The organism is Bradyrhizobium sp. CCBAU 51753 (assembly GCF_015291565.1).
GTDB classification, from domain to species: Bacteria; Pseudomonadota; Alphaproteobacteria; order Rhizobiales; family Xanthobacteraceae; genus Bradyrhizobium; species Bradyrhizobium ivorense.
Genome location: NZ_CP030037.1, coordinates 5,477,031 through 5,495,863 on the forward strand (window position 1 = coordinate 5,477,031; position 18,833 = coordinate 5,495,863).

Here is an 18,833-nt window from a genome sequence, read left to right on the forward strand (position 1 = left end):
AGGCGGAGCCTTTGCGCGGGGATGACGGAACCGGCAGTGAGCTGCTCTCTCGTCATTGCGAGCGAAGCGAAGCAATCCATCTATCCCCGAATTGAAACATGGATTGCTTCGCTTTGCTCGCAATGACAGGGTTAGAGCGAATGCACCATGCAGAAATAGCCGCGCAAGCAAACCCCTACTCCGCGGCCTGCTCCAGCGGGGCGGTGCGGGGCAGGATAATCTGGATGCGGGTGCCGCGGCCGGGCTCGGACTCCAGACTGAGCCGTCCGCCGAGCCGCGTGGTGACGATGCTGTAGACGATGTGGAGGCCGAGCCCGGTGCCGCCCTGATCGCGCCGCGTCGTGAAGAACGGATCGAAGGCGCGGCGGCGCACGTCGAGGCTCATGCCGCAGCCGTTGTCGGAGAACACCACCTCGACATTGTCCTTGCCGCAGGCGTGCACCTGGATATCGACCTCGCCGGCCTTGCCGTCCGGAAACGCGTGCGCCACCGCGTTGAGGAACAGGTTGGTCAGCACCTGGCCATACGGCCCCGGATAGGAGTTCATGATCAGGTCCGGCTCGCAATCGACGTTGAGCGTCAGATTGTGCTTGCGCAGACCGGGCCGCAGGCTCATCACCACCTGCTCGGTGAGATCGCCGAGATCGAAGCTGCGCTGGTCGGAATAGTTGCGGTCGGCGGCGACCTGCTTGAACGACTGGATCAGCTCGGCGGCGCGGTTGAGATTGGCGACGAGCTGCGACGAGGCATCCCGCGTCGTGTTCAGGAACTCGTTGAGGCTGGAGCGGCGCAGTTCGCCGCGCTCTACCTGGCTGGCGAAGGTCGCGGTCTTGCGTTCGAGCGCGGACGCCACCGTCAGGCTGATGCCGACCGGGTTGTTGACCTCATGGGCGACGCCGGCGACCAGGCGGCCGAGCGCGGCGAGCTTCTCCGCCTCGATCAGCGAGTTCTGGGTCTCGCGCAGATTGCGCAGCGCGGCCTCGGCGGAGTCCCGCGCCTTGCGCATCTCCTGCTCAGAGCGCTTGCGCTCGCCGATGTCGAGCGCGACCGTGACGATGTTCTCGATCTCGCCCTGGGCGTCGAGGATCGGCAGCTTGTTGACCAGCCACTGCCGCATGTTGCCGGCGGAATCCTTGTACTCCTCCTCGTAGAAGCCGAGCTCGCGCCGCGCCGACAGCACGCGCTTGTCGTTCTCGTCGCTCTTGGCCGCGCCGTAGCGCGACATCAGATCGGCGGTGGTCCGGCCGATCGCGTCCTGCGGCTCGATGCCGAAGATGCCGGCCATGTAGCGGTTCATCAGCACATAGCGCAGCTCACTGTCCTTGACGTTGATCACGGCGGGCACGGTGTCGATGACCATCTGCAGCAGGCGGCGGCCTTCGGCGATAGCGTCTTCGGCGCGCTTCTGGTCGGTGATGTCGCGCACCGTGCCCTCGTAGCGGATCACCTCGCCGACATCGTTACGCACCACGGTGGCGGAATCCGACAGCCACAGCGCGGAGCCGTCGCGCGCACGGACCTGGTACTCGTAGTCGCGCACCATGCCGTCGCGCTGCATCAGGTCCTGGTACCGTGCGCGCGCCGCCGGATCGACATAGACGGTGGAGGCGATGTCGTCGATGCCGTTGATCAGGTCCTGCGGCGTGGCATAGCCCATCATCCGCGCCAGCGCCGGGTTGGCGTTGAGCAGCGTACCGCCCGGCGTCGTCACATAGATGCCCTCGACCGAGGCCTCGAACAGCTTGTGATAGCTCTCCTCGGCGAGCCGCTGCTCGGCGAGCGCGCGCAGTGCGGCCTCGCGCGCGCTGTCGGCGTCGATCAGGGTCTGGCGAAACACCTCGGCGGCGCGCGCGATGTCGCCGATCTCGTTGTCGAGATCGGCGCCCGGGATGAACGCGCTCTTCTCGCCGCCGGAGACCTTGCGGATCGAGCCGGCGATCTTGGCCAGCGGCCGCACGGTGCGGCGAACCACCAGCACCGCGGCGAACAGGCCGATCAGCACGCCGGCGGTGCCCAGCACGATGCTCTGCCACTTGGCCTCGGCCAGCGTGCGCGCGAAGTCGCGCGACAGCACATGGCCGCGGCGGGTGCTGAGCTCGCGCAGCAGCTCGGTGACGCGCTGGATCAGCCGGCCCTCCTCGCCGAGCACCTCGCGGTCGATGTCGGCAATCTGGCCCTCGCGCGTTGCGATCGCGCTGATCGCCTCGGCATAATTGTCGACCGCCGTCCGCAGCGCGGGATCGGCGATGGTCATCGCGCGCATGCTCTGCGCGGCCTGCTCGGCCGCCGAGGTGTTGTGCGCCAGCAGCGCGGTCGCGATGCGGCTCTGGGTCTGCGACAGCGCGGCCGCCAAGGCGGGCTCCGGGCTGTCGGCGACCGCCTTGTCGAAGGCATCGCGCAGCGGCGGCAGGCCCGCGACCAGCTCGGCACGGCGGCTCAGCAGTGTCGAAATCCGCTCGATGCCGCCGCGATAGGTCGCCAGCCGCTGGGTGACGCCGTCGATCATGTCCTGCTGCTCGGGGGCAAGCCGGATACGGGTCTTCTTCAGAATCTCGCTCAGCGACTGAGCCGCCTCGGCGACCTGAATCGACTGGCTGCCGGGCTCGGTGACGAAATCCCGCGCCGCCAGCCGCAGCTCGTTCATGCGGCGGTCGATATCCTCGGAGATGTCGCCGACGCTCTGCAGCCGCTGCAGCTCGGCAAAGGTCGTGTCGATATGGCGGATCGCGATCACGCTGGCGGTGGATGTGATGATGATCACAGCCAGCACCAGCAGGAAGCTGCCGAAGGTGAGCTGGCCGATCGAGAGGGAAAATGCTCGCGGCGCTTGCGAATTCGGCGGCAGTTCAACGGTCATATGGTCAGGGCCGGGGTCCAATGGAGGGCAATATACGGGAAATTACGGGCGATGGGGAAATGCTGAAGCACCGGAGCCAGTTAGGGTGTGATCCGCGTCACCCTGATGACGTGGCGTGCCCGAAATCGGCACAGGGCCGGCGTCAGTCCGGTGGGATTACCCGCCTCCCCTGACGGCCCCGGTCCAGGCCGCGAGGTCCAGCCTGATGACGTCGGCGAATCGCCGTAGCGGTGCGCTCTTGGCCCCGCAGCCGGCACCGTCGCCGCGGCGTCATGATTCCTGCCTGTCGGTTTCGGCAGACGAAACTTCAGGCGGCGGCAGTTTTCCGCGCCGGGATGGTCATCGCGGCAACCCCGACCACGACGCAGGCGAGCCCGAGCCACGCCGTCGGGCTCAGCCGCTCACCCAGAAAGCTGACGCTGAGCGCGACCCCGATCGGCACCCGCAGATAGGCCTGCGCCGTGGTGCCGACCGAGCCGAGGGTCTGGATCAGGCGGAAATAGATCACGAACGCGATCGCGGTCGAGAACACCGCGAGCGCCAGCAGCGCCGCGAGCGACGTCGTCGACGGCGCCAGCGTCCACGGCCGCTCGACGGCGAAGCTGAGCGGGATCAGGATCGCAGCGCCGGCGAGCAGCGAGCCCGCCGCCGGCGCCATCGGATCGAGGCCCTTGAAGCCGCGGCTGAAGATCGCCGCACAGGCATAGCAGATGGTGGCGGCGACGATCGCGACCTCGGCCACCAGGCCGGTGCCGAGATCGCGGAACGCGTCGACGCCGACGATCAGGCAGATGCCGGCCATGCCGGCCATCACGCCGAACAGTTTTCGCGGGCTCGCCGCCTCATGGCGGGTGACCATCGCGGTGAACAGGAAGGTGAAGATCGGCGAGGCCGAATTGAGGATGGTGGCGAGCCCGGCATCGACGAAGCGCTCGCCCCAGGCGATCAGCGTCCACGGGATCACGCTGTTGAGGCAGGCCTGGAACGTGAAGCGGCGCCAGGTCGCGCCATCCGTCGGCATGGTCACGGCGCGCATCCGCATGATGACGAGCAGCAGTGCTCCAGCGATCGCGGTGCGCGCCGCGATCAGCGTGATCGGCGGGATGGTCTCGACCCCGAGCTTGATGAAGGTGTAGGAGCCGCCCCAGAGCGTGGCGAGCGCGAGCAGCAGCGCCAGCTCGAAGGCCATGCCGGGCTGGCGCGATGCGGTGGTCATGGCGGGGATTCCGTCTCGTGGGTTTGAGACGGAAATTACATCGCCGGTGCAAGTCGATCCTTCGGCGCCGACCGAAGTGTGAGCGACGCGCTTCTCTTTCCCTTCGTCGTCCCGGCCTAGTGCGCAATTGCGCACGGGGGCCGGGACCCATTTACCACAGGGTCGTGTTGTTGAAAAAAATAGTCGTCCCAGCGTCGCGCAACAATGCACAGCTGTGGTTATGGGTCCCGGGACGACAGCGGAGAGGCTGTGCGCTCAATCCTATCACCGTCACCCTGAGGTGGCCGCTTCTTCAGCGGCCCTCGAAGGGTCGACGGCCCGGCTGGTGGCCGATTCATCCTTCGAGGCTCGCCGAAGGGGCTCGCACCTCAGGATGACGGCTCACCCCATCGCGCCGACGTCAAAAACCTCGCCGTCGTAGCCGGCTTCCTTGGGGATGCGGAGCTGGCGGCCGGTGGCGGTCTTGGTCATCACCGGCATCACCGTGACGATCGACATGCCCTTGCTGTCTTCAAGCGCGGCCGCAACGTTCGGCTGCTTGCCGAGCCGGATCAGGTTGCGGGTGGTCGGGAACGGCAGCTTGAAGCGGCCGCTCTCGCCGCCGGCCAGCGCCTCGCGCGCCGACACCCAGATCGAGTCGGTGGATTCCTTACCGTCATGCGCGCCGAGTTGTTCGGGCGGCGCTGCGGCGAGGAAGAACCAGGTGTCGAACCGCTTCGGCATGCCCTCCGGCGTGATCCAGTGCGCATAGGGCACCAGCGCGTCGAGCGCGAGCACCAGGCCGTTGTCGGTGAGAATGGTCTGGAAGGTGATCTTGCCTTCGTTCAGCGCGCTGCGGTGCGCGAGCGCGAGTGCGTCGGCGCGCTTGGCATCGACCAGCTCGGACGACCCCTTCGGCCGCGCCAGCAGGATGCCGCTCTCCTCGAAGGTTTCGCGGACGCCGGCGATGCGGAAGCCGAGCGCGTCGGCGTCGAGGCCTTCGCCGCCGGAATAGAGCGCGGGGTTAGCTGCGATCTCGTTGTCGTTCTTGTCGACGCTGCCGCCGGGAAACACCAGCGCGCCCGAGTTGAACTCGATCTGGTGATGGCGGACCATCATAAAGATTTCGATTTCAGCTGAAGTAGTGCCGTCGCGCAGCAGCAGCACGGTGGACGCAGGACGGGTGGCAGCGATCTCGGCCATGGTCTTAGCCCGCCGCGCTGGATTGCGGCTGCAGATTGGCGCGGCGGTCGACCCGCGCCACCCGCGACAGCAGATAGTCGACCTCCGCCCTCGCCTGCGGCGTGATCACCGCGCCCGGCTTGCGCTGCGCGCTGGAGGAGATGATGCCGCGCTTCTGCAGCACGTATTTGCGCACGGTGAGGCCGACGCCCGGCTGCTGCTCGTAGCGGATCAGCGGCAGATGCGCGTCGAACAGATCGTGCGCGGCGTCGCGCTTGCCGGCCTTGGAGAGATTGACGACGTCGATCAAAAGCTCCGGGAAGGCGTAGCCGGTCATCGCGCCGTCGGCGCCGCGCTCCATCTCGAAGTCGAGGAACAGGCCGCCATTGCCGACCAGAATCGACAGCGGCCGCAGCGAGCCGTCCTTCTGGAAGTTGCGCAGCGTCGAGATCTTCTCCAGCCCCGGCCAGTCCTCGTGCTTGAGCATCACGCAGGACGGCGAATCCATCACGATCTTGCGGATCACCGCGGGCGTGAACTGCACGGTCAGCGTCAGCGGATAATCCTGCAGCACCCACGGAATGTCGTCGCCGATCGCTTCCTGCGCCTGCTTGAAATAGCCGGTGATCTGGTCGTCGGTGCGCAGATGCGGCGGCGGCGCGATCATGACACCGGCAGCGCCCGCATCCATCGACTTCTTGGCCAGCGCGCGCATGGTGGCAAAGCCCGGCGCCGAGACGCCGACGATCACCTGCAGCTTCTTGGCCCGCTTGACGAAGCGCAGCGCCACCTGCTCGGCCTCGGCGGCATCGAGCTTCGGCGCCTCGCCCAGAATGCCCAGCACCGTGACGCCGTCGCAGCCGACATCGGTGTAGAAATCGGTGAGACGGTCGATCGAGGCCTCGTCGATGCGGCCATCGTCATGGAACGGGGTCGGCGCGATGGCGAAGGTGCCGGCGGCCTGGGCGGTGAGTTTTGTCATGGATGCCTCGTTTGTTCCCGCTCTCTATACCGCGTCATTTCCCGATCCGCCATTGCGCATCGGGAATGCGCCGCCTGCCGCAGGCTCGCCCCGGGAATGGCGTTCCCCTATTTGAACCGCCGCGCCGACTTCTTGATCTCCTCTTCGGAGAAGAAGATCTCCTTGGCGTGGGTGACGATGTCCTCGGCCTTCCAGCCCGTGAACGGCGGCGTCCAGCCCTCCATTTCCATCATCCGCATCTCGCGCACGCCGCGCGGGCCGGAGACGCCGAGCACCTTGCCGGTCTGGTCGCCCGAGAGGTCGCTGACCATGTAGAGCACGGCCGGCGCGATGCCATCCGGCCCGAGCGCCGCGCCGGGGTTCTCCTTGTAGCGCGGCAGGTCCGCGGTCATGCGGGTCAGCGCGCCCGGCGCCAGCGTCCAGATCCGGATGTTGTACTTGCGGCCCTCGATCGCCAGCACGTTGGAGAGGCCCCAGATGCCGCCCTTGGCGGCGCCGTAATTGGTCTGGCCGAAATTGCCGATCAGCCCCGAGGTCGAGGACGTATTGACGATGACGCCGCCGCCATTGTCGCGCATCCATTTGAACACCGGCTGGGTGCAGCAGAAGGTGCCCTTGAGGTGCACCTTCAGCACCTTGTCCCAGTTGGCTTCCTTGGCCTTGTGAAAGGTCTCGTCGAGCAGGATGCCGGCGTTGTTGACCAGGATATCGGCGCGGCCGAAATGCTTGATGGCGTCGTCGAACACCGACTGGCCGCCGGCCAAGGTCGAGATGTCGGCGCCGTTGGCGACCGCACGGCCGCCCTCGGCCTTGATCGCATCGACCACCTTCTGGGCCATCGACGTGTCAGCGCCGGAGCCGTCGCGCGGCCCGCCGAGATCGTTGACCACGACCGCCGCGCCCTCGCGCGCGAACAGCTTTGCGTAGGCCTCACCCAGTCCGCCGCCGGCGCCCGTGATCAGAGCCACCTTGCCGTCGAGTAATCCCATGGTTGTTTTCTCCGTTTTGTTCTTTCTTCTTCACCTCTCCCCGCCTGCGGGGAGAGGTCGGATCGCCCTTGCGATCCGGGTGAGGGGGTACAGGTCTCACCACGGTCACTACGCGCGGTGAGAGCCCCTCACCCCACCCTCTCCCCGCAAGCGGGGCGAGGGAGCCAACGGCCGCTGCGCGTGGCTAAGCCAGCACCGTCTTGCCGTTGCGGATTACGGTGACGCCACGCGACTTCACCTTGGCCTCGAACGACACCACATTGCCGTCCTTCCACAGCTCCATGGTCACGGTCTCGCCGGGAAACACCGGCGAGGAGAACCGCGCCACGTGCTGCTTGAAGGCGGCGGGATCGTAATCGGCGTAGGTCTGCAGCACGCCGCGGCAGGTGATGCCGTAGGTGCACATGCCGTGCAGGATCGGCCGCGGGAAGCCGGCCCTTTTCGCGAACTCCGGATCGGAATGCAGCGGGTTGCGGTCGCCGCAGAGCCGGTAGACCAGCGCCTGGTCGGGCCGCGTCGTGATGTCGACGATTTGGTCTGGCGCGCGCTCCGGCACCTTGTGCGGGTCGGGCTGGCCGTCCGACGGGCCGCCAAAGCCGCCGTCGCCGCGGGCGAAGCGCGAGGCGACCAGGGTTGCGAGCTTGTCGCCCTTCTCGTCTTTCAGCACGGTCTGGTGACGGATCACCGCGCCCTTGTCCTTGCCCTTGTCGAAGACATCGAGGACCGTGGAGTCGGCGGTGATGTGGGCCGCGGTCGAAAACGGCTTGTGGAAGGTGATGTCGCGCTCGCCGTCGACCACCATCACGCGGTTGAGATTCATCTCGCCGGGCCCGGCGCCCCACGCGGCGACCGACGCAAACGTCGGCACCACCTTGAGCGGACGCGGCGTCAGCACGCCTTCGTTGACGAAGGCGAGTTCCTTCTCGTCCATCGGATCGGCACCCATGCCGATGCCGTAGGCGTACAGCATCACCTCGCGGTCGCTGTAGCTGTATTTCTGGCCGAGATTTTTCAGGGCCATCAGCTGTTCGTACACGATCGGCATTTGTCGTTTCTCCCCGAATTTTCTCTCTGCGGCGTGGTGTCCGTTACAGCGCCCTCTCCCCTTGTGGGAGAGGGCTACACAAGCAGCGCAACAAACTCACTTGGGTGAGGGGTTGCCTCCGCAGAGAGACTCGACGCGCGGAGAGATACCCCTCATCCGGCAGCCTTCGGCTGCCACCTTCTCCCACAAGGGGAGAAGGTACTTCTTAGGCCGGCGTGAAGAACGGCAACGGCGCGCCGTCGGTCGGCTTCCACACCAGCTTCACCTTCTGGCCGATCCTCACCTTCTCCAGATCGCAATCGACGATGTTGGTCTGCAGCGACGGGCCTTCCTTCAGCGTCACATAGGCGATCGCGTAGGGACCGGTCGGCGACTTCCGCATCAGGCTGTAGGTGTAGACCGTGGCCTCGCCGCTCGATTCTTCCCACACCGTCTTGTCGGAGAAGCAGAACGGGCAGATCGCACGCGGGAAGTAATGCGCCTCGCCGCAGGTGGTGCAGCGCTTGATCATGAACTTGCCCGCCTTGGCCGCTTCCCAGAACGGCGCGGTCTCCGGATTGGTCACCGGGGCATTGTACTTCTTCGCTTCGGACATCACGCACGCTCCAGAATACAGGTTGAGGCGGCGTGGCGAACGCCGAGCAGACCGCCGGTGCCGTGGGCGATCGCGAGGTCGCAGTTCTTCACCTGCACCTTCGGATGCGCCTCGCCGCGCAGCTGGCGCACGGCCTCGAGAATCTTGGTCATGCCGCCGCGGTTGACCGGATGGTTGCTGCAGAGGCCGCCGCCATCGGTGTTGAACGGCAGCTTGCCGACGCCGGAGATCAGATTGCCGTCGGCGACGAACTTGCCGCCCTCGCCCTTCTTGCAGAAGCCGAGGTCCTCGAGCTGCATCAGCACCGTGATGGTGAAGCTGTCATAGATCGAGGCATACTTGATGTCCTTCGGTGTCACGCCCGCTTCCTCGAAGGCGCGCGGACCGGACCACACGCCGGCGGAATAAGTCAGGTCGAGATCCTTGCCACCGCGCGGCCCCTTCATCGCCTCGCCATGGCCGATCAGCCGCACCAGCGGCTTCTTCAGGCTCTTGGCAATCTCGGGCGTGGTGACGATCATCGCGCCGCCGCCGTCGGTGACGACGCAGCAATCCATCCGGTGCAGCGGGTCGGAGATCATCGGCGAGTTCAAGACGTCCTCGACGGTGACGACCTCTTTCAGCATCGCGTGCGGATTGTATTGCGCGTGATGCGAGGCCGCGACCTTGATCCAGGCCAGCTGCTCGGAGGTGGTGCCGTAGTCGTGCATATGGCGCATGGCACACATGCCGTAGGCATTGTGGGTGGTTGCCCCGTAGGCGGACTCGAAATCGGCCTCGCCGCCGGCGGCCCGCAGCGGCATCGGACCGGTGCGCGGCTTGCCCGCCAGCGTCACCAGCGCGACCGAGCACTTGCCGACGGCGATCGCCTCGGCGGCGTGGCCGAGATGGATCAGATAGGAACAGCCGCCGGTCTCGGTGGAATCGACATGGCGCAGCTTCTTGGTGTTGAGGCCGAGATAATCGACCATCGGCCACAGTCCGCCCGGCGCGTCGCCGGCGCAGAAATAGCCGTCGATGTCGTCCTTGGTCAGCCCGGCATCCTCGATCGCGCCCTTGGCGACCTCGGCGTGCAGCTGTGCTGTTGATTTATCGGGTGCGTGCCGGGTGGGATGTTCGAATATCCCGGCAATGTAGGCCTTGCCCTTGATGGTCAAATCGCTCTCCGCTGGCGTTTCCTCATCTCCAGCGTTTTTCTGAACCGCCGCTGCGGCCTTGGCAAGCGCGGAAATATTCCGTCAGGCGAGACTGTCAGGAGTTGCGCGGCCGCGGATCAAGTGAACTAGTGATGTTTTTCCAGGACGATCACCGCCCCAAGCGACGCGCATGACCACATCGCCGCGACGTAGCAGTAGTTGCCCGGGTAGTCTTCGAGGTGAAAACTATTCGCGTCTGAAGCGACTAGCCGACCCTTCACTTCGTCTTTCCAAAAGGCGAGGCGATCGTCCTCAGGGATCCACCGAAGCGGTAATCCTACATCCGCAATCACAAAGGTTGCGCCGTTCTGCAAGAGCCCCACGACTTCCGCCGCCCCTACATTCTCAACGCGATGCGCATCCAACGGACCGTCTTCGTTCCAGAGTTCACTGGGCGGCAACTGCGTAACGATTTTCTTGGTCACGTCCATTAGCTACCCGCCATCACAGAGGACCGGTGTCGTCACCCTACTCCGCCGCCATCTGCCTTGGCGCGGGCGGCGGGTTGGCAAGGTCGGCGGCGAGTTGCGCGTAGCGAACTTTTGCCTCCGCGATCGCCTTCTCCTTCACCGGGCCGTAGCCGCGGATGCGATCCGGCAGCGAGAGCAGCTCGACTGCGATGTCGTGATTGAGCGGCGACAGCAGGCCCAGCACCGTCGCGACGTCCTTCTCGTAGCCCGCGATCAAGTCGCGCTCGATCTTGCGATCGGCGCTGTAGCCGAAGATGTCGAGCGGCGTGCCGCGCAGGAAGCGGAATTTCGCCATCACCCTGAACGCGGACATCATCCAGGAGCCGAAGGCGCGCTTCTTCGGCCGGCCCTGCGCATCGAGGCCGCCGCCGAGGATCGGCGGGGCGAGATTGAAGTTGAACTTGAAGTCGCCCTCGAACTGGTCGCGCAGCTGCTTCTCGAAACGGCCATCGCTGAACAGCCGCGCCACCTCATACTCGTCCTTGTAGGCGAGCAGCTTTGCGTAGTTGATCGCGACCGCACGCGGCAGCGCCTCGCCGTAGCCGCCCTTGCCGGCGACGTCGCGGACCTGGTCGACCAGCTTGCGATAACGTTTTGCGAGGCGCGAGCTCTGGTAGTCGGTCAACAGCGCCATGCGATGGGTGATGATCTCGTCGAGCGACATCGCATCCAGCGTCTTCGGCGCGGCGACGTCGTCATCCTGCCCCTTCATCATCGCGGCCAGCCGCGCCGGATCGACGGCGGCAAGGCGCCCGAGCCGGAACGCCTCGGTGTTCATCTTGATCGAGACGCCGTTGACCTCGATCGCCTTCTCGATCGCCTCCGCCGACAGCGGCAGCAGGCCGCGCTGATAGGCAAATCCCATCATCATCATGTTGGTGGCGATGGAGTCGCCGAGCAGCGCCTCGGCCGGCTTGGTGAAGTCGAAGAACGCGGAGTCCTTGCGCAGCTCGGTCTCCAGCACGTGGTTGACCTTGCGGGTCTGGAAGTTGAAGTCGCGGTTCAGGATGAAATCCGCGGTCGGAATCACATGGCTGTTGATGATGCCGACGGTGCGGCTCGCATCACAGAGCGTCATGGTGTCCTTGGAGACCGCCACCACCTCATCGGCCGCGAGCACGAGATCGGCGGTGCCGGTCACGATACGCGAGCAGGTCACGTCGGCGGTGTGCTCGGAGAGCCGGACGTGGCTGAGCACCGCGCCGCCCTTTTGCGCCAGGCCGGACATGTCGAGGATCATCGAGGCCTTGCCCTCGATATGGGCGGCCATGCCGAGCAGCGCACCGATCGTCAGCACGCCGGTGCCGCCGACGCCGCCGATCGCAATGTTGTAGGGCCGGTCGAGCGCGGGCTTCGCGGCCGGCTCCGGCAACGCGCCGATATCGCCAAGCTCGGCGGGCGCGCGCTGCCGCAGCTTGCCGCCGTCGACGGTGACGAAGGACGGGCAAAAGCCCTTTACGCAGGAATAGTCCTTGTTGCAGGTCGACTGGTTGATGGTGCGCTTGCGGCCGAGCTCGGTCTCCAGCGGCTCGACCGAGATGCAGTTCGACTGCACCGAGCAGTCGCCGCAGCCTTCGCAGACCGCGGGATTGATCAGCACGCGGCGCGGCGGATCCTCCATCAGGCCGCGCTTGCGGCGACGCCGCTTCTCGGCGGCGCAGGTCTGCACGAACACGATCGCCGAGGTGCCCTTGGTTTCGCGGCACAGCTTTTGGACGTTCTCGAGTTCGTCGCGATGGTAGAGCTTGACGCCCGGCGCGATGGTGTCGGCCGGATAGGCATCCGGATTCTCCGAGACCAGGTAGATCTCGCGGATGCCTTCGGCATGAAGCTGGAAGGTGATCTGCTGCGGTGACAGATCGCCGTCATGGCGCTGGCCGCCGGTCATCGCGACGGCGTCGTTGTACAGGATCTTGTAGGTGATGTTGGCCTTCGAGGCGATCGACTGCCGGATCGCGAGAATGCCGGAGTGGAAATAGGTGCCGTCGCCGAGATTGGCGAAGATGTGGTTCTCGTTGGTGAACGGCGAGATGCCGACCCACGGCACGCCCTCGCCGCCCATATGGGTGAAGGTCTCGGTGGAGCGGTTCATCCACAGCGCCATGAAGTGGCAGCCGATGCCGCCCATGGCGCGGCTGCCCTCCGGCACCTTGGTCGAGGTGTTGTGCGGACAGCCCGAACAGAAATACGGCGTGCGGCTGATCGGCGCCGTCGCCTGCATCTGCGTCGACTGCCGGCCGTTGAACCAGTCGGCCTTGGCGCGCAGCATCTCCGCGATTTCGGGATTGAGATTCAATCGAAGCAGCCGCTCGGTGAGCGAGCTCGCCAGCGAGGCAACGCTCAGCTCGGCGGCGAAGGTCAGAAACCGCTTGTCGTGATCGTCCATCTTGCCGACGATGCGCGGACGGACGTCGTCACGCCAGTTGAACAGCTCCTGCTTGACCTGGTTCTCGACGATCTCACGCCGTTCTTCGACGATGAAGATCTCCTCGAGGCCGACGGCGAAATTGCGCACGCCTTCCGGCTCCAGCGGCCAGGGCATGCCGATCTTGTAGAGGCGGATGCCGATCTTGGCGGCGATCTCGGGCGTGATGCCGAGCTCGCGCAGCGCCTGGCGGATGTCCTCATAGCTCTTGCCCGAGGCCATGATGCCGTAGCGCGCGTTCGGCGAATCCATCGTGACGCGGTTGACCTTGTTGGCGCGGGCAAAGGCGATCGCGGCAAAGCCCTTGTAGTCCTGCAAGCGCCGGTCCTGCTCGAAGCGGTCGTCGGGCCAGCGGATGTTCAGCCCGCCCGGCGGCAGCTCGAAATCCGGCGGGATGATGAACGGCGTCATTTCGTCGGTGAGGTCGATCTCGGCCGTGGTCTCCACCGTCTCGGTGATCACCTTCATGCCGACCCAGCAGCCCGAGTAGCGCGACATCGCGATACCCAAAAGGCCCATCTCGATCATTTCATGGATGCTGGAGGGGTAGAGGTAGGGCATCAGCGCGGAGATGAAGGCGTGGTCGGACTGATGCGGGACGGTGGAAGACTTTGCGCCGTGGTCGTCGCCGGCCAGACAAAGTACGCCGCCATGCTTGGCGGAGCCGGCGGCATTGCCGTGCCGGAATACGTCGCCGCAGCGGTCGACGCCGGGGCCCTTGCCGTACCAGATGCCGACCACGCCGTCGTATTTGGCGCCGGGCGACAGCCCGAGCTGCTGCGAGCCCCAGATCGCGGTGGCCGCCAGGTCCTCGTTCACGCCGGGCTGGAATTTGACGTTGTATTGCTCGAGATGTTTTCTGGCCGCGAACAGCTGCTGGTCGTAGCCGCCGAGCGGGGAACCGCGATAGCCGGAGACGAAGCCTGCCGTGTTGAGGCCTGCGGCGCGGTCGCGTCTGATCTGCGCCATCGGCAGGCGGACCAGGGCCTGGATGCCGGTCAGAAAGACCTGGCCGGTGCCTTGGGTATACTTCTGGTCGAGACTGATAGGACCCTGGTTGATTCCCATTTAGCCCTCTTCTTGCTGGTCGCGACGACTGATTTAGCTAGTCATCCGAGCTTGTTAGAACCAGTCTATGTCGGATTTTTCGCTGCGCGCAGCACAATTCTGAGCCATGAAGCCGCTTGCTCGAAAATCGCAACTTCGTGCCGGGAATATCGCGAGCGCGTTTCGGTTTCTGTCGCAGGACAGGCCTGCGGCGAAATGGCGGAACGCGCCGTGCGGGCCGGACGGTGGACGAATGACGCGACGAGGTCGAGCAACCGCAACGATTCTGGCCACCGCCCTGTTGTGCGCTGCGTTCGCGGCCCGCGAATGCGCGGCCGCGCCGGCCGACGAGATCATCGCCCGCGGCAAGGCGCTGACCATCGCGGGTGATTGCGCGAGCTGCCACACCGCCGATCCGGCCAAGCCGTTTGCCGGCGGCAAGCGGATCGATACGCCGTTCGGCGCGGTGTTCTCGCCGAACCTGACGCCCGACCGCGATACCGGCATCGGCGGCTGGAGCGACGTGGATTTTGTCCGCGCCCTGCGTACCGGCGTCTCGCCGACGGGGGCGCGTTATTACCCCGCCTTCCCCTACCCCAATTTCACAAAACTGATCCGCGACGACATTTTGGCGATCCGCGCCTATCTCGCGACGCTCGGCCCGGTCAGCAACCAAGCGCCGCCGCCGGAGTTGCGCTGGCCGCTGAACTATCGCGGGCTGATGCGGGCGTGGAACGCCCTGTTCCTGACACCAGGCATCATCCAGCCGGACCAGGGCAAGAGCGCGGAATGGAATCGCGGCCGCTATCTGGTCGAGGGCCTCGCCCATTGCGGCGCTTGCCATACGCCCAAGAATATCTTCGGCGCCGACAAGCGCGACCAGGCCTTCGGCGGCAATGTGGTTCAAGGCATGTTCGCGCCAAGGCTCGATGGCGCCGCGCGCAGCGGGTTGAAATCGTGGAGCGTGGACGACATCGTCGAGTATCTGCAGAGCGGCCGCAATGCGCGCAGCCATGCCGGTCCCTTGATGTCCGAGGTGGTGCTCAATTCGACGTCGAAGATGAGCGATGCCGACGTGCGGGCGATCGCGGTCTATCTGAAGAGCCTGCCGGCCGGCGCGCCGGAGCCCGCGGTCACGACGCCCTCCCCGGAGCAGATGAGCGACGGCGAGCGGATTTACCGCGGCGCCTGCGTCGCCTGCCATGAGCTCGATGGCTCCAGCGCGCCGCGGATCTATCCGCCGCTGCCCGGCAACGCCAATCTGCAATCGGCCGATCCCGCGAGCACGCTGCGCATCATCCTCGATGGCGCACAGAGCATGACGACGCCGCGGGCGCCGAACACCGGCTCGATGCCGGCCTATCCGAAGCTGACGGATCAGGAGATCGCCGATGTCACGACCTACATCCGCAATGCCTGGGGCAATGCGGCGCCCGCGGTCACCGCAGACGAGGTCGCGAAGGCGCGCAAGGAAAATAGCAAGACGAGATAGCGCTCAGCGCTCCTCGCCGCTGAACACGAATTTCGGCATCTCCCATTTGTAGCGGATCGCGAGCAGCCGGAAGGTCAGGCCGAGCACGAAGGTCAGCAGCACCGCCCAGAGCGTGTCGTTCAGCTGCAGGCGGAGGGCGGCGGCGTAGAACAGCCCGGTGACCACGGAGACGCTGGCGTACAGCTCGCTGCGAAACAGCAGCGGCACCTCGTTGCAGAGGATGTCGCGCAGTACGCCGCCGGCGCAGCCCGTGATCATGCCGGAGACGATCACGATCGCCACGGGAACGCCGACCTGCCAGGCGACGTCGCAGCCGGCCATCGTGAACACCACGAGCCCGATCGCGTCGAGCACGAGGAAGGCGAGATTGAGCCTCACCACCAGCCGCGCCAGCCCAATGGTGACCAGCGCCGCCACTCCCGCAATCACGAGATAGATCGGATGTGCGACCCAGACCAGCGGGTAATGCCCGAGCAGCACGTCGCGGATGGTGCCGCCGCCGAGCGCGGTGATCGCCCCGAGCATGCAGACGCCGGCCCAATCCATGCTGCGCTTTCCCGCCGCAAGCGCCGCCGTCATCGACTGCGCCGCAACCGCGATGAACGAAAGCACGTGCAGCACCGAATCGGTGGGCGGCAGGGTCCACATTGCGAAGGCCTCATGGAACGGGCATGGAACTCCGGGAATCGCCGGTTCCATGATGAAGAGGTTGCAACATTGGCGCGGAACATCCTCCGGCGCCAGCCATTGTCCCCTGCGTTTAGCTTTTGGGGTGCTAACGGAGGAACCTTGAAATGACGAACCACCCTGACGATCCGTATCGCGCCAACCTGACCGATGACGAAATCCGCCGTCAGGCGCGCTTCAACAGTCTGGACAATGAGCTGCAGCCAGATCCCGAACTCGCGGAGGGGCCGGCCAGCGGCACCAAGATCGCGATGTTCGCCGTTGCGGTGGCGGTGGTGCTCGGCGCCCTGTTCTACGGGCTGAACAACACCTCGGTGAAGGAGGCCGGCACGACCCCGTCGAGTCAGACCGCGCAGACCCAACCCGCCAATCCGGCCGGGGCGCCTCCGGGCATGCGTGACGTGACGCCGAAGCCAAACAGCCAGCCCGGCACGACGACCGGCGCGGCGCCGGCACAGCCCGCGAGCCCGCCGTCGGATGCGACCGGCGACAAGAACAAGTAATCTACACGTGGGATCGGCCGGAGCAGCGGGCCTGATCGGCCCGCTGCTTTCATATCCGGCTACTTGAACATCTTGTTGAGCTCGCCGCCGGAATAGCCGTTGGCGAATTCGGCGAAGGTGCCCTGCTCGGCCATCTCCTTCGCGGCCTTCATGAACCCCACCCAGGCCATCCGCGCCAGCGACCCGCCGACGCTGATCCGGCGCACGCCGAGATCGGCGACCTCCTGCAGCGACAGGCCCGGCCCGCCGATCAAGAGGTTGACCGGCTTCGGGGCCACCGCCTTCACCACCGCGGTGATGTCCTCCTTGGTCTTGATGCCCGGCGAATACAGTACGTCGGCACCGGCGTCGGAATAGGCCTGCAGCCGCTCGATCACCAGCTTGATGTCCTGCTTGCCCCACAGAAAGGCCTCGCAGCGGCCGGTGAGCAGCACGCCAGAGTTGTCGGCGTCGATCGCCTTGCGCGCCGCCTTGATGCGCTCCACCGCGAGCTTGTGCTCGTACAGCGGATTGGCCGCGTCACCGGTGGAGTCCTCGATTGAGAGCCCGGCGACGCCGGTCTTGACGCCGCGCGCGACGTTGACGGCGACCTTGTCGGGCTCGACGGCGAAGCCGCCCTCATAGTCGGCGTTGACGGGAATATCGACCGCTGCGCACACCGCGGTCAGATGATTGCAGACGTCGTCGACCGTGACGCGGTTGTCGGCCTTGGCGATGGTCCAGGCAAAGCCCGCGCTGGTCGAGGCCAGCGCCTTGAAGCCGAGATGCTGGAGCGCAACCGCGCTGCCGACATCGAACGGGTTTGGAATGATGAAGCATCCGCTCTCGTGCAGCTTCTTGAAGGTGGCGCGTTTGTCAGCAGTTGGCAGCATGACTCTCTCCCGGAGTTTGGTTGGCCGCGCTGAGATAGGCGCGTGCGCTCGCGCTCGCTAGTGCTTCGGCGCGGATTGGATCAGAACCGAACGCTCGCGCGCGTGTCGCGTAGTGACTATAGCTCGACCTTGCGCAGAAATGTCCGTTCCTCCGCCAGGATGAAGCGATTTTCTTCGGCGAAGTTGAAGTTCGCCACGCCCTCTTCGTCCTGGCGCAGCCGCGCCCGATACGCCTCGTAGGCGGCGAGGTTCTGGAACGAGATCAGCGCGAAGGCGATGTTGTTGGTGCCCTCATGCGGCATCCAGTAGCCGATCAGATCGCCGCCGCAGCGCGGGATGATCGAAAGCCAGTTTTTCGAGTACTGCTCGAACATCGCGCGCTTGAACGGATCGAGCTGGTAGCGGATGAAGACGGTGACGGTCATTGCAACTCCCTCTTTGTTCGCCGTCATTGCGAGCGCTAGCGAAGCAATCCATGCTTCCCCGCATGCCGCGCGATGGATTGCTTCGCTCGCAATGACGCGATGGTGAGAGACTATCAGCTTGCCCGACGTCGATGCTTCGGCTACCATCGAACTATGAAAGCAGGACCCGACATCTCTCGCGTCGCCGCTTTGGTCGGCGATCCCGCCCGCTGCAACATGCTGACCGCGCTGATGACCGGCCGCGCGCTGACCGCGAGCGAGCTGGCGCAGGAGGCCGGCATCACGCCGCAGACCGCAAGCTCGCATCTCGCCAAGCTCGAGGCCGGCGGGCTGATCGAGCCGGAGAAACAGGGCCGCCACCGCTACTATCGCCTCACCGATCCCGACGTTGCCGCCGTGCTCGAGGGCCTGCAGGGCATCGCCGCCCGCGCCGGCCACATGCGGGTGCGCACCGGGCCGAAGGATCCGGCGCTGCGCCGCGCCCGCATCTGCTACGACCATCTCGCCGGCGATCTCGGCGTGCAGATGCTCGACAGCATGCGGCGGCAGCGGCTGGTGCGCCAGAGCAAGCAGGCGATCGAGCTCACCGGCGAGGGCAAGCGCTTCATGGCCGAGGAGCTGCAGATCGACGCCGATGCGCTGACGCATCCGCGCCGTCCGGTGTGCAAGGCCTGCCTCGACTGGAGCGAGCGGCGGCACCATCTCGCCGGCACCCTCGGCGCGGCGCTGATGGACCGTTTCACCGAACTGAAATGGGCGGTGCGGGACTCTACGCCCGGCAGCCGCGTGGTCAATTTCTCGCGCAACGGCGAGAAACGGTTCGCGGCGCTGTTCGGGGCCGGCGAATAGAGCATGATCCGGAAAAGTGTGA

The 18,833-nt window shown here is 65.8% G+C and carries 16 protein-coding genes; 3 read left to right on the forward strand and 13 right to left on the reverse strand.

Annotated features, from left to right (window positions below; translation table 11 throughout):
* Positions 1 to 175: 175 nt before the first annotated feature.
* The 10 genes from XH93_RS24945 to XH93_RS24990 all read right to left on the reverse strand — a co-directional run bounded on the left by XH93_RS24945 (position 176) and on the right by XH93_RS24990 (position 14,004).
* The gene (locus XH93_RS24945; RefSeq protein WP_194469519.1) at positions 176 to 2,857 is read right to left on the reverse strand and encodes a PAS domain S-box protein; all 2,682 of its coding nucleotides are present in this window, start codon (positions 2,855 to 2,857) and stop codon (positions 176 to 178) included.
* Positions 2,858 to 3,164: 307 nt separating this feature from the next.
* Entirely contained in the window at positions 3,165 to 4,073 is a 909-nt protein-coding gene (locus tag XH93_RS24950) for a DMT family transporter (protein ID WP_194469520.1), read from the reverse strand.
* 381 nt (positions 4,074 to 4,454) lie between these two features.
* Positions 4,455 to 5,255 carry an NUDIX hydrolase gene (locus tag XH93_RS24955; protein WP_194469521.1) on the reverse strand — a complete coding sequence of 267 codons (801 nt, stop codon included), beginning with the start codon at positions 5,253 to 5,255 and terminating at the stop codon, positions 4,455 to 4,457.
* A 4-nt stretch (positions 5,256 to 5,259) separates the two neighbouring features.
* Complete coding sequence (locus tag XH93_RS24960) at positions 5,260 to 6,216, reverse strand: dihydrodipicolinate synthase family protein (RefSeq protein WP_139862861.1); 957 nt, start codon at positions 6,214 to 6,216, stop codon at positions 5,260 to 5,262.
* Between the two features lie 107 nt (positions 6,217 to 6,323).
* A complete protein-coding gene (locus XH93_RS24965) occupies positions 6,324 to 7,205 on the reverse strand; it encodes an SDR family oxidoreductase (RefSeq protein ID WP_194469522.1) in 882 nt (293 codons plus the stop codon).
* Between the two features lie 184 nt (positions 7,206 to 7,389).
* Complete coding sequence (locus XH93_RS24970) at positions 7,390 to 8,250, reverse strand: MaoC family dehydratase (protein ID WP_194469523.1); 861 nt, start codon at positions 8,248 to 8,250, stop codon at positions 7,390 to 7,392.
* Positions 8,251 to 8,455: 205 nt separating this feature from the next.
* Entirely contained in the window at positions 8,456 to 8,845 is a 390-nt protein-coding gene (locus XH93_RS24975) for a Zn-ribbon domain-containing OB-fold protein (RefSeq protein ID WP_194469524.1), read from the reverse strand.
* The gene (locus XH93_RS24980; protein ID WP_194469525.1) at positions 8,845 to 10,002 is read right to left on the reverse strand and encodes a thiolase domain-containing protein; all 1,158 of its coding nucleotides are present in this window, start codon (positions 10,000 to 10,002) and stop codon (positions 8,845 to 8,847) included. Before XH93_RS24980 ends, XH93_RS24975 begins: the two co-directional genes overlap by 1 nt.
* 125 nt (positions 10,003 to 10,127) lie before the next feature.
* On the reverse strand, positions 10,128 to 10,472 hold the full coding sequence (locus XH93_RS24985) for a hypothetical protein (protein WP_194469526.1): 345 nt from the start codon (positions 10,470 to 10,472) through the stop codon (positions 10,128 to 10,130).
* A 37-nt stretch (positions 10,473 to 10,509) separates the two neighbouring features.
* Positions 10,510 to 14,004 (reverse strand): indolepyruvate ferredoxin oxidoreductase family protein, encoded by a 3,495-nt coding sequence (locus XH93_RS24990; RefSeq protein ID WP_194469527.1) that lies wholly within the window; start codon positions 14,002 to 14,004, stop codon positions 10,510 to 10,512.
* Positions 14,005 to 14,236: 232 nt separating this feature from the next.
* On the opposite strand from XH93_RS24990, the gene XH93_RS24995 reads away from it, so the two are divergent.
* On the forward strand, positions 14,237 to 15,475 hold the full coding sequence (locus tag XH93_RS24995) for a cytochrome c (protein ID WP_194469528.1): 1,239 nt from the start codon (positions 14,237 to 14,239) through the stop codon (positions 15,473 to 15,475).
* A 3-nt stretch (positions 15,476 to 15,478) separates the two neighbouring features.
* Here the strand turns inward: XH93_RS24995 and XH93_RS25000 are convergent, their stop codons facing one another.
* On the reverse strand, positions 15,479 to 16,123 hold the full coding sequence (locus XH93_RS25000; RefSeq protein ID WP_194469529.1) for a trimeric intracellular cation channel family protein: 645 nt from the start codon (positions 16,121 to 16,123) through the stop codon (positions 15,479 to 15,481).
* Between the two features lie 146 nt (positions 16,124 to 16,269).
* On the opposite strand from XH93_RS25000, the gene XH93_RS25005 reads away from it, so the two are divergent.
* Positions 16,270 to 16,665, forward strand: a complete 396-nt coding sequence (locus tag XH93_RS25005) for a hypothetical protein (protein ID WP_139484399.1) — start codon at positions 16,270 to 16,272, stop codon at positions 16,663 to 16,665.
* A gap of 59 nt (positions 16,666 to 16,724) precedes the next feature.
* Here the strand turns inward: XH93_RS25005 and XH93_RS25010 are convergent, their stop codons facing one another.
* Both XH93_RS25010 and XH93_RS25015 read right to left on the reverse strand, forming a co-directional pair.
* A complete protein-coding gene (locus XH93_RS25010; RefSeq protein WP_194469530.1) occupies positions 16,725 to 17,537 on the reverse strand; it encodes an oxaloacetate decarboxylase in 813 nt (270 codons plus the stop codon).
* A 116-nt stretch (positions 17,538 to 17,653) separates the two neighbouring features.
* Complete coding sequence (locus tag XH93_RS25015; RefSeq protein WP_194469531.1) at positions 17,654 to 17,962, reverse strand: NIPSNAP family protein; 309 nt, start codon at positions 17,960 to 17,962, stop codon at positions 17,654 to 17,656.
* Between the two features lie 153 nt (positions 17,963 to 18,115).
* On the opposite strand from XH93_RS25015, the gene XH93_RS25020 reads away from it, so the two are divergent.
* Positions 18,116 to 18,811 (forward strand): helix-turn-helix transcriptional regulator, encoded by a 696-nt coding sequence (locus XH93_RS25020; RefSeq protein ID WP_194469532.1) that lies wholly within the window; start codon positions 18,116 to 18,118, stop codon positions 18,809 to 18,811.
* The last annotated feature ends 22 nt before the right edge of the window (positions 18,812 to 18,833 follow it).

Coding starts and splice junctions, on each gene's coding strand:
- XH93_RS24945 (WP_194469519.1), bottom strand. CDS start 2,857: ATGACCGTTGAACTGCCGCCGAATTCGCAAGCGCCGCGAGCATTTTCC.
- XH93_RS24950 (WP_194469520.1), bottom strand. CDS start 4,073: ATGACCACCGCATCGCGCCAGCCCGGCATGGCCTTCGAGCTGGCGCTG.
- XH93_RS24955 (WP_194469521.1), bottom strand. CDS start 5,255: ATGGCCGAGATCGCTGCCACCCGTCCTGCGTCCACCGTGCTGCTGCTG.
- XH93_RS24960 (WP_139862861.1), bottom strand. CDS start 6,216: ATGACAAAACTCACCGCCCAGGCCGCCGGCACCTTCGCCATCGCGCCG.
- XH93_RS24965 (WP_194469522.1), bottom strand. CDS start 7,205: ATGGGATTACTCGACGGCAAGGTGGCTCTGATCACGGGCGCCGGCGGC.
- XH93_RS24970 (WP_194469523.1), bottom strand. CDS start 8,250: ATGCCGATCGTGTACGAACAGCTGATGGCCCTGAAAAATCTCGGCCAG.
- XH93_RS24975 (WP_194469524.1), bottom strand. CDS start 8,845: ATGTCCGAAGCGAAGAAGTACAATGCCCCGGTGACCAATCCGGAGACC.
- XH93_RS24985 (WP_194469526.1), bottom strand. CDS start 10,472: ATGGACGTGACCAAGAAAATCGTTACGCAGTTGCCGCCCAGTGAACTC.
- XH93_RS24990 (WP_194469527.1), bottom strand. CDS start 14,004: ATGGGAATCAACCAGGGTCCTATCAGTCTCGACCAGAAGTATACCCAA.
- XH93_RS24995 (WP_194469528.1), top strand. CDS start 14,237: ATGACGCGACGAGGTCGAGCAACCGCAACGATTCTGGCCACCGCCCTG.
- XH93_RS25000 (WP_194469529.1), bottom strand. CDS start 16,123: ATGTGGACCCTGCCGCCCACCGATTCGGTGCTGCACGTGCTTTCGTTC.
- XH93_RS25005 (WP_139484399.1), top strand. CDS start 16,270: ATGACGAACCACCCTGACGATCCGTATCGCGCCAACCTGACCGATGAC.
- XH93_RS25010 (WP_194469530.1), bottom strand. CDS start 17,537: ATGCTGCCAACTGCTGACAAACGCGCCACCTTCAAGAAGCTGCACGAG.
- XH93_RS25015 (WP_194469531.1), bottom strand. CDS start 17,962: ATGACCGTCACCGTCTTCATCCGCTACCAGCTCGATCCGTTCAAGCGC.
- XH93_RS25020 (WP_194469532.1), top strand. CDS start 18,116: ATGAAAGCAGGACCCGACATCTCTCGCGTCGCCGCTTTGGTCGGCGAT.